Consider the following 15,750-nt stretch of genomic DNA (forward strand, 5'->3'; position numbering starts at 1 on the left):
AGGTAATTAATATAATATATTCGTCAAAAAATATCACATAAAACCCGCTTTTAATCCCGGTTTAAGGCTATTTATTAGTGCCCTTTTTGGACAGCCTCAATTAAACTGGCGGTTTTAGTAGAACTATATTTGCTTTAGAAAATTAGCTGCATTCAATACCCTGAAAATTACTATTCCAGCATGCCTGATCACCATTGTTGTAGTTGGGTGCAATGATGTAACCTTCAATGGTTTCGATATTCCACTCAATTTCGGTTGTTTGATCTTCTCCTGAGTTGTAATAGGTAGCCTGCTTCACCGGAGAGTTGAATGAGTATTCTATGTAGTCTCCAATATTTCCGTTTCTGTCTGTAAGAACTTCAAGGCGCAGATCAACTTGTTCCTCACTTTCGATACTCCAGGTGGTTTGCGAGACTTCACTTCCGGCTTCGTCACCGAAAAGTGCATAATAGGTCCAGTTTCCGGCAGATCCATTTTCTGTTACCTCACCTTCAAAGAAGAGTGCGTTTTCAATATTCAGAGCTGAATTGGTAACGTACATTTGCCAGTTAACCAAATCATCGCTGCCCGATGTTGCGACAAGCCGAATTTCAAAATTATTGTCGTTCGCACCCGATGTATAGCTCCAGGTCCACTCGCCATTATCTGTAAGTTCAGGTTCAACATTCTCAGCAGCTTTTAACAGCGTTTTAGGTATTGCCAAATTTGTATTTACAACACCTTTCATGGCCATTGCTCGTATTGCAGCATTAAAAAAGTGAGAGTAAGACTCATTATTTGCAGTGAGGTTAGCACTGGTGGCATTGGTGTCCTCATCAAATACGGAAAAGTCCATATTCATAGATTCTGCGGGAGGAAGCTGCGGTGGCTGCTCATCCAGAGAGTTTGTGGAATCCTGACAAGAAAAAAACAGTAAAGATACAGCTAACAATAAAAGTAGAGATAAATAATTTATTTTTCCCATAATTAATCCTTGTTCTTTTTGAGTTTCTTTACTGTTAAATCGAAACCTTTGTTAAAATGTTCCTTCTCATTTCGAAAGATGAATTTATCTATTAAACAGAAAAATGAAATTTATCAAAAGTTAATAGAGATTTGTTAAGTTAAATATTCCGAGAGTTTTAGTGAAAATATAGTTTGTACTGTTAAGGGGCCATGAGTTTTTAATGAAATCAAATCTACAGATAGGGTCTGAAGTATTTTTGTCTGCCCTCGAGCAGACTCCGGCGTCCATTGTAATCACGGACGTTAATGGGGAGATCGTGTATGTAAATAAGTTTTTTACCGAGCTGACAGGGTACACCTTTGAAGAGGCCCTGGGAAAAAATCCTAGAATACTAAAATCCGGATATCAATCAGATGAGTTCTACAGGAAACTTTGGAAGACGATAATCAGTGGCAAGATTTGGAAAGGCGAGCTTCTGAACAAGAAAAAAGACGGAACTCTCTATTGGGAGAAGGCTACCATTAAACCAATTACAGACAAAGATGGGAAAATCACAAACTATTTAGCCGTAAAGCAGGATGTGACTGAGGAAAAAAAGCGGACTTCAAAAGCGAGAAGAAGAGAGAGAATTCTAAATGATATTGAAAGGCTATCAAAAACGGGCGGGTGGGAATACGATCCACTGAAAGACGAGTTCTATTGGTCAGATCAGCTATATGAAATTCATGGACTCAGCAAGCCATTTGACTTAAATCATGTTGAAAAAAGCTTTGAATGTTATCATCCTGGTGATCGTGAACGAATTAGGAAAGCCTTTGAGCGATGCCTGAAGGAGGGAAAAGATTATGATTACACAGTTCGATTCACAGATTTTAAAGGCAATCAAAAATGGGTGAGGACTAAAAGTCATGCTTTAAAGGATGAAGAAGAAAACATTGTAAAAATTATTGGATCTGTTCGTGATGTTACCGAAGAAGTGGAACGGGAAAAATCCTTAAAAGAGAGCCACGGAAAATTTAAGACTCTGGTGCAATCTTTTGATGATATCGTATTTACTCTGGATCGGAGAGGTCGGCATACAGCACTTTATGGAACATGGGCCGACGATGAGGTGCAAAATGAGTTATTGGGTAAGAATTCATTTGATATATTTGGCGAGGAAAAAGGTGAAATTCACATGAAGGCTGTACAGGAAGCATTGAAGGGCGTTCCGGTTGTTTATGAATGGGAGTTTGAAAATGCAGAGGGAGAAACAGAGTATTACCAAACGAAGCTTACACTGTTAAATGATAAGCCTGAAGATACAGTAATATTAGGAGTTGCTCGTAATGTAACTATCGAAACAGTCTATCAGCAGGAGCTATTTGAAACGAAGAAGAGATTAGAGCTTGCATTGGAAGCTACAAGAGCAGGTACCTGGGACTGGGATTTAACTAACGATAAGATGATCGTGAATGAGTGGTGGGCGAAGATGTTGGGATACAGTCTCAGTGAAATTGAACCACATATTTCATCCTGGGAAAATCTAACCCACCCTAGCGACTTAAAGCCAACTAAGGAGTTGCTTTTCAAACTCTTTACAGGTGAGGAAAAATACTTTGAAACACAAATCAGAATGCAGCACAAAGACGGGAGTTGGATTTGGATCAATGACCGGGGTGTAGTTGCTGAAAGGGATGAAGAGGGGCAGCCGATCCGCCTGGCCGGTACTCATGTGGACATCACTGAAAGGGTAAAAACTCAAGAAGCTCTAAAACTATCAGAAAAACGATATAGAGATCTTTTTACGCGTTCATCTGAGCCCAACCTTATTTTCAAGAAAGGGGTGATTATAGACTGTAATACATCAGCTGTGGAGATTTTGGGATATGAGAAAAAAAATGAGTTGATTGGAAAAACTGTAGTTGATATTTCTCCGAAAACACAGCCGGATGGAACATTGTCGGCAGATCTTCAAAGAGAAATGTTGAGCGATGTAAAGGAAAAAAAGTCGCTTAGATTTGAGTGGTGTCACCAGAAGAAAGGGGGATCAAATTTGCCTGTAGAAGTTGTGATAACGGCTTTTACAGATACAAATGAAGAGGATCTTCTGCATGTTGTGTGGAGGGATATCACAAATAGGAAAAAAGCAGAGAAACAGGTTTTGGCATCACTTCAGGAGAAAGAGGCCCTTCTCTCGGAAATCCATCATCGGGTTAAGAATAATCTGGCCGTCATTTCAGGCCTGCTACAGTTGCAGATTTATCAGGTTGAGGATGATTCCCTGGCAGATGTTTTAAACTCCAGCATCAATCGGGTTAAGTCGATGGCTTTGATCCATGAGCAGCTCTATCAATCTGAGAACTTTTCAGATATCTCTTTGAAAGAGAATATTCTAAAACAGGCGGAAAGTACAAGAGATGTATTTATGACCGAGGATTCTCCTTCTATTGAATTAAATTTGGATCTGGAAGATATATCAATTGGGATAAATCAGGCGATGCCCGTTGGTTTGCTGGTCAATGAAATTTTGATCAATGGTTTCAAACACGCTTTCAAAGGAAAAGAGAAAGGGCAAATTTCAGTAGAGCTGTTCGAAGAGGAGTGTTGCATTCATCTAAATATTTCTGACAACGGGATAGGGTTTGATTCGTCCGGTGAAGAGTCTAACACACTGGGAACTACACTTATTAAAACCTTTGCCGGTCAGCTTGAAGCTGAGATGGAAATGGACAGTTCAGAAGGTACATCTTACCGTATTAAGTTCGAGCGTTCTGATCATAAAGGATCTGTTGTATCGCAAAGGGTTTAAATTAACCTGGGCGCTAGATTTTTTTGAAATAACGCCATAGAATTGTGCCACTTTGTATCAGCAGTTTGCTCAGAAAGTTGAACTCCTTGGTGGTGAATAGTTTATTTCTTTTCAAAACCAGGTAGCCAAATATCGCAGCACTTTCAGGTATTTTACGATCATTCTTCAAATATTCCCGGTCGGTTACATCATAAAGTGGGATTCCAATTTCTGAGGGCAGCTTTGCTTCTTTGGATGCCTCTTTGAAAATTCCCATATCGTTACCAAATGCGTGATTCGACAGGTAGGGTTTTGGCTTCTCGGAAAAGTCATTAAACGTTTTCTCATTAACCAGATCATCCGGGCCAAACTTCTGGAGTTCTTTTACACCCATTGTTAAAATTAGCCGGGGTTCATTCTGTCTCACAACCCAGAAGAAAATATGATTGATATCGAACCGGTTATGAAGAAGAGTGCAGAGTCTGCGGGATATCGTAAAAAAATCTCCGGATTGAACCTCTTCCATTAAACTCTGTACAAACTCTTTCTTACTGACTGAAAATCCTTTTGGAACGGGAATGCCTTCTAGGGTAGTGGTGAGTTTTAGCTCCACTCTCTCAACCACATCTTCAGGATCATCTTTGAAAAGTGACTTTTTGATAAAATCTGCTGCACCTAAATTGAGAGCACCTCTCTCTTTTTCTACGGTTGGTTTACCGGTCATAATTAAAACCGGGATGTTATTATGTTCGGCATCAGCCATAATCGATTCCAGAAATTCAAGACCATCAATACCCGGCATGTGAATATCTGAAAGGATAAGGTGTATGGTAACTTCTGAAAGTTTATTTACTGCTTCCTGTGCATCATAAACATGAATGAGGTTAAAACGCTCACCGAGAATACGCTTGATAACGAAATGCGTCATTTTATCGTCGTCGATGACAAGAAGGTTATACATTTGGAGCTGAATTTGGGTATTGTAGTTTCAAACAGTATTTAAAATACAATTCTTACAGCTTCTTTTTTTAATAAATAAGACTTGCTTTAAGCATCATTTATTCAATTATTGAGACATCCTGAACTTAATATGTGATCTATGGGCGACGAGCGAGTACATTTACCGGAATCGAAAGAGGAGTCTCAACAGTTTTTGAAGTACCTGCTGCGGGACGTTCGGGCAATGGAAAAGATGCTGAATGAAGGGTGGTTTGAAATTGATAACGTCCGGATTGGTGCTGAACAGGAAGTCTGCCTGATCGATAAACATGCGAAGCCTTATCCCATTGCAATGGAGCTGATGGAAAAGCTTGGCGAAAATGGATTTACTACTGAACTTGCCCGCTTTAATCTTGAGGCTAATCTGACGCCGCAGCTTTTTGAAAGGAAATGTTTAAGTAACCTGGAAACTGAAATACTTAAAAAACTGGATCGCATTAGGGAAGTCATTCAGGAGTTTGACGGCGACCTTGCGCTGGCCGGTGTTCTGCCAACAATTCGTAAATCGGATCTGGACATCAAAAATCTAACACCTCTTCAGCGTTATCATGCACTGTGTGATGCGATCAATAAGCTTCGGGGTGAAGAGTATGACCTGCGAATTCAGGGCGCTGATGAGCTTTTAATGCGATTTAATACGCCACTGCTGGAAGCTTCAAACACCGGATTTCAGGTACATCTTCAGGTGAGCCCGGATGAGTTTGTGGAGAAATACAATATGGCTCAGGCCATTGCAGGCCCGGTTCTTGCCGCTGCAGTAAACTCTCCGCTTCTGTTTGGCAAACGGTTGTGGAGCGAAACCAGAATTGCTCTTTTTCACCAGTCAGTGGATACCCGAAAAGTGGGAGATCACCTGCGCGACTCGAGTCCGAGAGTGACGTTTGGAAACGACTGGATTAAAGAGAGCATCTTAGAAATTTATCGGGAAGATATAGCCCGTTACCGGGTTATACTTAGTGCGAATGTGGACGAAAATGTTGAGGAAATGCTGGAGCAGAGGAAGGCACCTGCATTGCGTGCACTTCAAATTCATAACGGTACCGTTTATCGGTGGAACAGGCCGTGTTACGGAATTAGCAACGGCAAGCCACATCTTCGCATTGAAAACAGGGTTTTTCCCTCCGGCCCTACAGTAACGGACGAAATTGCAAATGCCGCGTTTTGGCTTGGCCTGTTAAAGGGAATGAGCAGTCACTATCCAAATATCCATGAAAAACTCGACTTTGATGATGTAAGGATGAACTTTTTTGCTGCTTCCAAGCTGGGATTGGATACAAAATTTCGCTGGGTGAATGATAAACGCTACTCTGCTGTAGAACTCATAACAGAAGAGTTTTTACCGATAGCCAGAGAGGGATTGGAAAAGGCCGGGGTGGATCACGGTGACATTTCAAGCTATTTGGATATCATTGAAGACCGTACGGATTCGGGGCAAACTGGAAGTTTCTGGATGGTAAAATCATACAACGAACTTTCTAAAAAAGTGTCTCGCGAACAGGCGTTAACGGCTGTGACCAACGCCATGGTAAAAAATCAGAAAAAAGGTGAACCGATTCACAAATGGGGGCTGGCCAAAGTGGACGATATGGAGAACTGGCAGCCACATACACTTCTGGTTGAAGAGTTCATGACCACTGATCTGTTTACGGTTCAGAAGGATGATATCCCGGAACTGGTAGCAAACTTGATTGATTGGCGTCGAATCCGATACGTTCCCGTTGAAGACGACAGCAAACACCTGGTGGGCTTGATCACCATGCGAAAGATATTTCGAGAGTATAATAATATGATTCATGGCGAAGCAGAAGAAAGTACATCTGTGGATGATATCATGATTAAAAATCCGATTACGATTCACCCAGAGGCTTCTATTCTTGAAGCGGTGGATATTATGGATTCCCAGAAAATCGGCTGCCTGCCCGTTGTTAAAAATAACAGGCTTGTTGGGATTATAACTGAACAGAATTATATGACAATCACAAAACGATTGTTAAGACGTTTACACAGTGATGCAGAAAGGTAAAATTTTCACCAAACTCCATCCTTGGAACTGACCAATACGAGACCAATATGGGAACGAATAAAATCTCCATCGCTAAAGACCCGCTCTCAAAAAGAAAATTTTTGAAGCATTTGATGCACGATGTTGAAGCCATTGAACAAATTATGGAACGTGGACTCTTTGAATCAGGAATCACCCGAATTGGGGCTGAACAGGAGTTTTGTCTTGTTGACAGACATTTTAAGCCATCGCTGAATGCACTGCATGTACTGCAAAAAATTAATGACATCCATTTCACACCCGAGCTTGCCAGATATAATCTCGAGATTAATCTTGACCCTCGACCTTTAACAAAAGACAGCCTGTCAGCCATGCATACCCAGCTTGATAATCTGCTAGGGAAGGCTTCCGAAGCAGCTCAATCATTGGACGAAAGCGTTATTCTTGCCGGGATACTGCCAAGCATCGATTATCGTGCGGTGCAGAAAAAATATATGACACCGCGAAAACGCTACGAAGAGCTTGCAAGGATCATCCTTGAGTTAAGAGGCGAGGATTTTGAGTTAAACATTACCGGGGTTGATGAGCTTCTGATTTCTCATCAGAATATACTTTTTGAGGCGTGTAATACCAGCTTTCAGTGTCATTACCAGGTACAGCCTGAACAGTTTGCCGATTTTTATAACTGGGCACAGATGCTTGCCGGTCCTGTGTTATCGGTAGCCGCAAATTCGCCGCTTTTACTTGGAAACCAGCTTTGGGCGGAAACTCGTATAGCCCTGTTTCAGCAAAGTATTGATACGCGGGGCAAAGGATATCATCTGCGGCAACGAGAGCAGCGGGTTACGTTTGGAAATCGTTGGATAAAAGGAATAGGAGATGTATTCAAAAATGATATTGCACGCCATACTCTTCTATTTTATATGGAGATTGAACGGGACTCTCTTAATCTGCTTGAGCAGGGTGAAATTCCAAAACTTGAGGCACTTCAACTACATAACGGTACAATTTACAAATGGAACCGGCCGTGCTACGGTTTATCGAACGGGAAGCCTCATTTGAGGATCGAAAATCGCTACTTGCCATCCGGCCCCACAACGGCAGATGAAATTGCGAATCTTGCATTCTGGTCGGGGTTGATGTCCAATATGCCGGAATCATATGCGGGCAATTGGGATGCTCTCGATTTTGATGATGCCAAGGAGAATTTTTACAAGGCCGCAATGTGGGGTATTCAAAGCGGAATGGTTTGGGAAGGGCAATTAGTATCTGCCATGCGCCTGATACTAGACGTACTTTTGCCGATGTCTCGTAAAGGGCTTGAAATGATGAATATTGATGAAAAGGATATTGAGTATTACCTCGGTATCATTCAAAAAAGGACTGAAAAAAAAGCGACGGGTGCACGATGGATGGTTGGGAGTTACAGGCGGCTCAAAGATAAACTTGGTCGTGAAGAAGCGTCCGTTGCGTTAACTGCAATACTGGATAAACGGAGACGGTCTGGTACTACAGTTGACGAATGGGAGCTGGTATCACTCAAAGAGATTGAAACCGTTAAAATTCAGTATGATGTGGTCAGTAATGTGATGTCGACCGACCTGATTACGGTATCGGGGGAATACATCGCTGATCTGGTCCTAAAAATTATGGAGTGGAGAGAAATCAGACATATGCCTGTTGAAGATAAAAACGGACAGCTGAAAGGCATTATTACAAAGAGTCGGTTAGATCGTTACCTTAAGCGGGTTGGTAATTCACGAGAGTTGACTGCGGCAGATGTAATGGATCGGAATCCAACAACCATCAAACCTAATGATGATATAAAATATGCCATGCTTCTGATGATGGATGAAGGTATTAGTTGTCTTCCGGTTATTGAACAGGGGAAATTAATCGGTATTTTAACGGACAAAGACACACAAACGATCTGGACTAAAATCAAAAAAAATTCGAATGCAAAACAGTGAACTACAGGAAGTTATTATTCAGGATACCGATCGTATTCGCTGGAAGGTGACAGGCGACGAAAGCGGCCCTGTAGTCGTAGTTTTTGCCGGCATACATGGAAATGAAACAGCAGGTGTTCATGCTACGGATGCGGTTGCTTCTGAATTATTGGAATCCGGTGAAAAATTAAATGGTACGTTTTATGTAATTACCGGAAATATGCGTGCCCTGGAATTGGGTGTGCGCTTTGTGGATACAGATCTTAACCGGATTTGGGAAACAGGATTCGACCGAAGCCATTTTTCACCGATCGGCAACGCAAATCATACAGTGGAATTTAAAGAGAGCCTGGAAATTAAAAACTCCGTTGAGTGGGTTCTAGATAAACACCGTGGTACAGCATCGGATTTTATATTTATAGATTTGCATACTACGTCATCTGAGAGCTGTGCTTTTATCCTGATTAACGATAGACTTGACAATCGCCGGCTGGCACGGAAGTTTCCGGTACCGCAAATTCTGGGTTTTGAAGAGAATATTCGGGGAACCCTTTTGAGTTATATCAACAATATCGGCCACATGTCGATTGGATTTGAAGCCGGTGCTCATACAAATATCGATTCTATCACGCGCAGCCAGGCTTTTTTGCATCTTGCTATGCATTGGCTTGGTGTGGTAACACTGAAACCTGAGGAGGTGAAAGAGTACGAGAAAGAGATGGACGTACATCCCCAGGTGCCCGACAGCTACTATGAAGTTACGTACCACAAAATGGTAGATGATCCTGAAAAGTTTGATATGCGTGAGGGGTATCATAATTTTGACCAAGTGGAGAAAGGGGAGTTTTTGGCCTATGAAAATGGTGAACGTATTGAAGCTCCCGTTTCCGGAAGGATTTTTATGCCTCTTTACCAAAAAATCGGAAATGACGGCTTTTTAATTATCAACGAAGTGGCGCCCTTGTGGCTGAAACTATCCGCATTAATGCGTACAAGTTTCTTTCATAAATTTCTGCATTGGTTACCGGGTGTGACAAAGGATTCTCCCAATGCATATTTGGTAGATATGCGCGTTGCCCGTTTTCTGGTGAAAGATATTTTCCACCTTTTGGGTTACCGGGTCATTGAAAAAGATGAGAACACCCTGATCTGCTATAAGCGCTAGTTTTACTTTTACCGTATCCGCTCTATCTTTACCCAACTTTTAATTACCCAGAATCCTCTATTCAAAAGTAAATATCTGAATCTATGCTAGACTACCGCTTTGTTGATGGTACCCGGTTAATGTCCGTAATTGAAGCGCTGATTTTTGCCAGTCCTGAACCAATCGCATGGGATAAACTCTCTTCGATTATTCAGGAAAACGAGGAAGAGATAGTGCCGGATGAAACTGTTATTCAGAGAATTGTGGATCAGCTCAACAAACGATATGAGGAAAATGACCTCAGTTTTCGAATCGAAAAAACCGGTGGAGGGTATACTTTTGTAACCCAGCCTCGATTCCACCCCTGGCTCAGTATTTTTCAGCACGAAAATGCGTATCGTAAACTCTCTCAGTCGGCTATTGAAACGTTAGCGATTGTAGCCTATCGGCAACCGGTTACCAAACCCGAAGTAGATCAGATTCGCGGTGTGGATTCGGGTTACATTTTGCGACAACTCCTTGAAAAAATGCTGGTTAAAGTTTCCGGTCGTGCCGATTCTCCCGGGAAACCGTTACTCTACAAAACTACAGACTACTTTTTGAAGCACTTCGGGATAAATTCAGTTACGGAACTGCCAAAACCGCGCGAGATCGATGAGATCCTGAAAGATGATGACATGGCTGAACACCGGCGCCTGTTGATGGAACGGCAGATGGAAATTGATGAAAAGGATGTGGCGGATGACATTCTGGAAGAGTTCATGGATAAATTCAGTGATGAGGCTGAATCGGATGAAGAGGGTTTGCCAGCAACAAAGAATCAGGAGAACGATTCTGAGGCTGAAGATGATGAAGGAGATGACGCTACGCGGGGTGATTGATTTTGTACATAAAAAGTGTGTATTTTTGTACACACTAAAAATCAAGGATTTAAAACCATGTTTTCTTGTCTGATAAAAGTATAACAAGTTCTATTCTCTGGGATCGTTTTGGAATAAGCGTCTCAGTAATCTGTGCCATTCACTGCCTGTTTTTACCGGTATTGGTTGCCATTTTACCGCTCACCTCACTTTCAGCTGTATTGCACGACTGGGCCCATCCCGTTTTTATATTTCTGATAGCACCAACTATTTATTACGCATCACGCAGAAGTCATTACGACTCAAAAATTGTTCGCCTTCTAGGGGCCGGTTTTTTGCTGATAACTTTAGGGTGGTTGCTGGGTCACTTCTGGATTGGTTATTGGTTTGAAGTAACCGCTACAATTATGGGAAGTGTTCTTTTGATTTTTGGGCACTGGAAAAACTATAAGCATCACCGAACCTGTAAGGTGGCATCACATAAACACCATCCTGTTGCAGAGGAAGAAAGTAAAATACATTCATCATGAAAAGACTCAATTTTACTCTGGATAACTCTACCGTTGAACTGCTGAGTAAACTTGCTGATAAGTATTATGGCGGGAATAAGTCACAGACTGTTCGTGCCGCATTGGAAAGCTTAGCAACACATCAAAATCACGACGGGTGGGTGATTAGCGGGTACACGCCGGTTAAAGCTGATCACGAAGTGAATTGTCATACCTGCGGCACCTCTAAACATGAGGGAGAAATTTTGTTTAAACCTGTTTTTGAGAGAGGAAGCAGTCCGAAAGCCATTCGTGAAATCCCAAGCGAGGATTGGGTAGAGTGTTCGGTCTGTGTAGAGAGCCAATCCTAATAACTTATGCTCAGGGCCATTTGATAAGAGAGTTTAGCGGATTCAGCATGGTGACACACTTGAAAGGCATAATTATTTAAACGTAATTATGAAGGCCGTCAAAAAATCCAAAGGATTATTGCAGACTTTTTGAGAACATCGGGTAAATAAATTGGATCTGGTGGGATGTGCTATTTAAGAAGATACATATTTCTGAGTCCCGGTTATTCTCCGAAGCAGTAACTGATCTGCTTTATACGCGATGTATGAAAATAAAGTAGGAAAGTCATTAAAAACATCGGCAAATAATTCATCTAAAAATTATGAGCATGTACTCTATTGATGACGTAATTCATAAAATGGATGCAATTGTTGAACAGTGCAGCCGGCAAAATCTCCGTGTCGGTTATTTTGCTGTGCTGTATCGGCTTGTAACGATTTGCATCAAAGAGGAGATTGAGGCCGGTAATTTTGATGACAACGAGAGAATGGAAAAACTAGACACCATTTTCGCTCAGCGTTTTTTTGATGCGTTTGATGCATACTATAACGATTCAGGAGAAGAGTTAACTCAAAGCTGGAACCGGGCATTTGAAGCGGCTGAATCAAATCGATTTATCATAATGCAGCATCTGCTTCTTGGTATTAATGCCCACATCAATCTGGATCTTGGAATTGCAGCTGCACAGACGATGGAGGGTGAAAACCTGGAAATCATTTACAATGATTACAACCGGATCAACGCCATTCTTGCCTCACTTGTGGACGATGTCACCTCGAATATAAGCGGGATCTCTCTATTCTTTGGTCCGATGATTCGTTTAGCTCATGGAGCTGATGAGATGTTGGTCAATTTCAGCATTGTTGTTGCTCGGGATGGTGCTTGGGAATTTGCACATAAATATCTAACAGCAGAGGATAAAGAACTCGCCATCCAAAAAAGGGATGCTAAAATCGCTGACCTGGCAAAACGCCTTACTCAAACCGGGCCGTTTGTTTCCATTATCATCAAGATCATTCGATGGGGAGAATTCCGGTCGCTGCAAACCAATCTGGTTCGTATGATCTGATGGGTAGGGCTTTTTTTATAGTCCGATAAATCATTGTTGACTTATCATCACTTCTACTCCCAATCTAAATGGTATGGTTTTATTTCTATGTTGTAAATTGATTCGGATAACTATAAATTTAGTCTTGACTAAAAAATAAGTTATTCAAACTAACACATAGTTATGAGCAGCAACCATAAGATGAATTTTACGGTCTCTGTGATGATTTTTATTGTCACAGTCATTCTTTTATCAGGGATGGAAATATCGGAAGCAAACCCTGTAGATTCAGATTTGTCTGGGAAAATTGTGGAAGAGTCTACTTCAGAGCCAATCCCCGGTGCCACTGTAATTTTGGCGGAGGATGATTTGGGAATTTCGGCGGATAGAAATGGAGAATTTGAATTTACGGATTTGGAGGAGGGTGTTTATACCCTAATCATATCTTCAGTTGGTTTTAAAACAGTAACACTAAAGATTGATTTTCCTGAAGAAAACTCCCTTTTAATTGAGCTGGAAAAGGATAGGATACAGGGCGTTGATGTAATTGTAACCAGCTCTCCAATTGGCAGAAATATTCAATATCAACCGGCACAATCGTTGAATGCGGAGATGCTTCAGCAAAAAGCTGCTCCCAGCCTCGGTGAAATTCTGGACGGAACTCCGGGAGTGACAACTCGATCATTTGGCTCTGCGCCTGCACGTCCGGTTATTCGGGGATTTGACGGCGATCGGGTATTGGTAATGCAGAATGGAGAGCGAATGGGAGATCTGTCTGGAACGGCGGTCGATCACGCCGTGGCTCTTGATCCGCTGGCGATGGATCGGGTGGAGGTGATTCGGGGACCGGCCAGCTTGCTCTACGGTTCAAGTGCAATCGGGGGAGTGGTGAATATGTTTAGTAACGATATGCCGCGAGAATGGGAAAAAGGAACGTCATCATCAATGGCCAGTCATGTTTCAACGGTGAACAAAATGGGGGCCGGTCTTCTTCGCACACAATACGGTACGGATCGTTTTGCTGTAACAGGCCGAATGATTTACCGGGATGGTGGCGACCTCAGTACACCCGATGGCAGACTTCCGGATACTGCAATTCAGAATATCAGTTTTGGCGGTGGCGTTGGCTACCGAATCGGTGACTTTGAAACAGGTCTTTCCATTTCGGGTATGGACTACACATATGGCTTACCGGAAGCGATTGATGATCCGAATGAATCGATTGAAATTCGCATGAACCGCACGAACATTCAAAGTATTTCAACGGTAAGGATGGACCGGTTTATAGATCATGCCGAGCTGCGCCTGCATATCAGCGATTACAAACATGATGAATTTGAAATAGGGAGACAAGACGAGGAGATCACGGAGAATATTGGGATCTCATTTGCACAGCAATCGTTAAGCAGTTCGCTGGTGTTGAGGCACCGGCCGGTTGGAAAACTGGAGGGAGCAGTTGGCCTGAGTTTTAACTACTCAGAAATTGAAGTGGGCGGAGGGGATGCCCTTACTCCCAATGCCAACGGCTATTTTGTTGCAGGGTATCTCTATGAAGAGCTGAGTCTTACCAATGCTCTGACTTTGAAAGCCGGTACTCGTCTGGAGTTTAAAGAGACGTTTGTGACAACCAACGAACTTTTTACCAATGCAGCTGATTTTGAAGACCGATCAGACCTGATCGCATCAGGTGCACTTGGGCTGAATTATTCTCCGTCATCCAATTGGACTGCCGGACTGCAATTTGCAAGAGCTTACCGCTCGCCAACCATTGAAGAACTATATTCTTTTGCGCCTCATGCCGCGGCCGGTTCATTTGATATTGGAGATGCATCTCTGAAGAATGAATTCAGTTTAGGGGCGGATTCTTTTGTTGAATTCCGTTCAAACCGGGTATCCGGTCAGCTTTCACTCTTTGCCAACAAAATTGATCATTTTGTGGACTTTTCGCCGACAGGAGAGACGCACCAACCTTCCGGGCTGCCAGTTTTTGAGTACCGATCCAAAGATGCGCTGATGTATGGTTTTGAGTTCACTTCTGATCTCCTTCTGTCAGATGAATGGATTGCAGGTCTTGGGTTTGACTATGTAAGAGGACGGGAGCGATCGGGAGACCGGGACAACCTCACGTTTATTCCACCGTTCCGAACAAGTATTGAGGTGAAGTACGATAATGGGTCGTTTTATGCCGGTCCGCGTGTCAGAGTTGTGAATAAGCAGAAGAAGGTCGCTCCGAATGAAGAACCCACGGATGGATATCTTCTAATTGGCGCAGATACCGGCTATAGATTCGGGCAAGGGTTAACCCTCAGCTTACGGCTTGATAACCTCCTCAACGAACGCTACCGCGATCATCTGAGCAGGGTAGAAAACCGTGACGCTCCCATGCCGGGCCGAAATCTGAATGTGATACTGCGGTGGGAGTTTTGATATAGTTATTTATATCCAACCCTCCAAGGGTTCCAAACCCTTGAAGGGTTTCTAAAAGTGATTGATATCAAAAAATTATATTATTGATTGATTTTGAATGACAGCAGTACGATCAACATCGACTACGAAACCATAACTGTATGGTAAAATTGAGATCGTTAATTTTCATATATAACTTAAAATTCAATCCTGCTCTAATATGAAAACTGTCATCCGAGTAATCATCTCATCTCTGTTTTTCCAGCTTTTATTATTTACGAATCCGGCCTTTTCTCAGCAGTGGACTGCCGCTCCGGAAATCATCGCTCAGGGCACGGGTGAAGATGCCGTAACCGGTTATGTCTTTAACGATACCAATAAAAACGGGTTGTTGGATCAAGGTGAAAAGGGAGTTGAAGGAGTACTGGTCTCAAACGGAGTAGATTGGGCGACAACTGACGATGAAGGGAGATATGAAATCAACGTCAGAGATGATATGAACCTGACAATCGTACAGCCTTCCGGTTGGCGGGTTCCAACCGACGAGCGGATGGTGCCACAGTTTTTTTACATCCACAAAGAGGGAGGTACAGGATATGATATGAGGTTTGGCGGACTGCCCGATACCGGTCCGGCACCGGCAGCGGTTAATTTTCCGCTCACACGTGAAAATACAGCAGGCGATTCGTTTACCTGCGCTGTACTGGGTGATTCTCAGGCTTACTCCAATGAACAGGTGAGCTGGCTTCGCGATGGTGTAATATCTGATGTTGTAGACGCAGGGCTG

General features: G+C 42.6%; 12 protein-coding genes. 10 read left to right on the forward strand and 2 right to left on the reverse strand.

Annotated features, from left to right (window positions below):
* Positions 1-142 precede the first annotated feature (142 nt).
* On the reverse strand, positions 143-964 hold the full coding sequence (locus ACESM0_RS08400) for a hypothetical protein (RefSeq protein ID WP_372905503.1): 822 nt from the start codon (positions 962-964) through the stop codon (positions 143-145).
* A 202-nt stretch (positions 965-1,166) separates the two neighbouring features.
* On the opposite strand from ACESM0_RS08400, the gene ACESM0_RS08405 reads away from it, so the two are divergent.
* Positions 1,167-3,737, forward strand: coding sequence for a PAS domain S-box protein (locus ACESM0_RS08405; protein WP_372905505.1), 2,571 nt, complete (start codon positions 1,167-1,169; stop codon positions 3,735-3,737).
* Between the two features lie 13 nt (positions 3,738-3,750).
* Here ACESM0_RS08405 and ACESM0_RS08410 read toward each other — a convergent pair whose 3' ends face one another.
* Positions 3,751-4,677, reverse strand: coding sequence for a PleD family two-component system response regulator (locus ACESM0_RS08410; RefSeq protein WP_372905507.1), 927 nt, complete (start codon positions 4,675-4,677; stop codon positions 3,751-3,753).
* Between the two features lie 138 nt (positions 4,678-4,815).
* Here ACESM0_RS08410 and ACESM0_RS08415 point away from each other — a divergent pair, with 138 nt between their 5' ends.
* From ACESM0_RS08415 to ACESM0_RS08455, 9 genes are all read left to right on the forward strand, one after another.
* Positions 4,816-6,738 (forward strand): CBS domain-containing protein, encoded by a 1,923-nt coding sequence (locus ACESM0_RS08415; RefSeq protein WP_372905509.1) that lies wholly within the window; start codon positions 4,816-4,818, stop codon positions 6,736-6,738.
* 47 nt (positions 6,739-6,785) lie between these two features.
* On the forward strand, positions 6,786-8,687 hold the full coding sequence (locus ACESM0_RS08420) for a CBS domain-containing protein (RefSeq protein WP_372905511.1): 1,902 nt from the start codon (positions 6,786-6,788) through the stop codon (positions 8,685-8,687).
* Positions 8,674-9,831, forward strand: coding sequence for a succinylglutamate desuccinylase/aspartoacylase family protein (locus tag ACESM0_RS08425; protein WP_372905513.1), 1,158 nt, complete (start codon positions 8,674-8,676; stop codon positions 9,829-9,831). The genes ACESM0_RS08420 and ACESM0_RS08425 overlap by 14 nt, the downstream gene beginning before the upstream one ends.
* A gap of 83 nt (positions 9,832-9,914) precedes the next feature.
* The gene (gene scpB, locus ACESM0_RS08430; protein WP_372905515.1) at positions 9,915-10,691 is read left to right on the forward strand and encodes an SMC-Scp complex subunit ScpB; all 777 of its coding nucleotides are present in this window, start codon (positions 9,915-9,917) and stop codon (positions 10,689-10,691) included.
* 65 nt (positions 10,692-10,756) lie between these two features.
* Positions 10,757-11,200 carry a MerC domain-containing protein gene (locus ACESM0_RS08435; protein WP_372905517.1) on the forward strand — a complete coding sequence of 148 codons (444 nt, stop codon included), beginning with the start codon at positions 10,757-10,759 and terminating at the stop codon, positions 11,198-11,200.
* Positions 11,197-11,529: a hypothetical protein gene (locus tag ACESM0_RS08440; RefSeq protein WP_372905519.1), complete on the forward strand. Its 333-nt coding sequence runs from the start codon at positions 11,197-11,199 to the stop codon at positions 11,527-11,529. Before ACESM0_RS08435 ends, ACESM0_RS08440 begins: the two co-directional genes overlap by 4 nt.
* Before the next feature lie 302 nt (positions 11,530-11,831).
* Complete coding sequence (locus ACESM0_RS08445) at positions 11,832-12,578, forward strand: DUF5995 family protein (protein WP_372905521.1); 747 nt, start codon at positions 11,832-11,834, stop codon at positions 12,576-12,578.
* A gap of 162 nt (positions 12,579-12,740) precedes the next feature.
* The gene (locus ACESM0_RS08450; RefSeq protein ID WP_372905523.1) at positions 12,741-14,984 is read left to right on the forward strand and encodes a TonB-dependent receptor; all 2,244 of its coding nucleotides are present in this window, start codon (positions 12,741-12,743) and stop codon (positions 14,982-14,984) included.
* Between the two features lie 199 nt (positions 14,985-15,183).
* Positions 15,184-15,750 (forward strand): metallophosphoesterase N-terminal domain-containing protein (locus ACESM0_RS08455; protein ID WP_372905525.1); only part of this gene is annotated, 567 nt, incomplete at its 3' end.

Source organism: Rhodohalobacter sp. (genome assembly GCF_041686455.1).
Taxonomy (GTDB): domain Bacteria; phylum Bacteroidota; class Rhodothermia; order Balneolales; family Balneolaceae; genus Rhodohalobacter.

Coding starts and splice junctions, on each gene's coding strand:
- ACESM0_RS08400 (WP_372905503.1), bottom strand. CDS start 964: ATGGGAAAAATAAATTATTTATCTCTACTTTTATTGTTAGCTGTATCT.
- ACESM0_RS08405 (WP_372905505.1), top strand. CDS start 1,167: ATGAAATCAAATCTACAGATAGGGTCTGAAGTATTTTTGTCTGCCCTC.
- ACESM0_RS08410 (WP_372905507.1), bottom strand. CDS start 4,677: ATGTATAACCTTCTTGTCATCGACGACGATAAAATGACGCATTTCGTT.
- ACESM0_RS08415 (WP_372905509.1), top strand. CDS start 4,816: ATGGGCGACGAGCGAGTACATTTACCGGAATCGAAAGAGGAGTCTCAA.
- ACESM0_RS08420 (WP_372905511.1), top strand. CDS start 6,786: ATGGGAACGAATAAAATCTCCATCGCTAAAGACCCGCTCTCAAAAAGA.
- ACESM0_RS08425 (WP_372905513.1), top strand. CDS start 8,674: ATGCAAAACAGTGAACTACAGGAAGTTATTATTCAGGATACCGATCGT.
- scpB (WP_372905515.1), top strand. CDS start 9,915: ATGCTAGACTACCGCTTTGTTGATGGTACCCGGTTAATGTCCGTAATT.
- ACESM0_RS08440 (WP_372905519.1), top strand. CDS start 11,197: ATGAAAAGACTCAATTTTACTCTGGATAACTCTACCGTTGAACTGCTG.
- ACESM0_RS08445 (WP_372905521.1), top strand. CDS start 11,832: ATGAGCATGTACTCTATTGATGACGTAATTCATAAAATGGATGCAATT.
- ACESM0_RS08450 (WP_372905523.1), top strand. CDS start 12,741: ATGAGCAGCAACCATAAGATGAATTTTACGGTCTCTGTGATGATTTTT.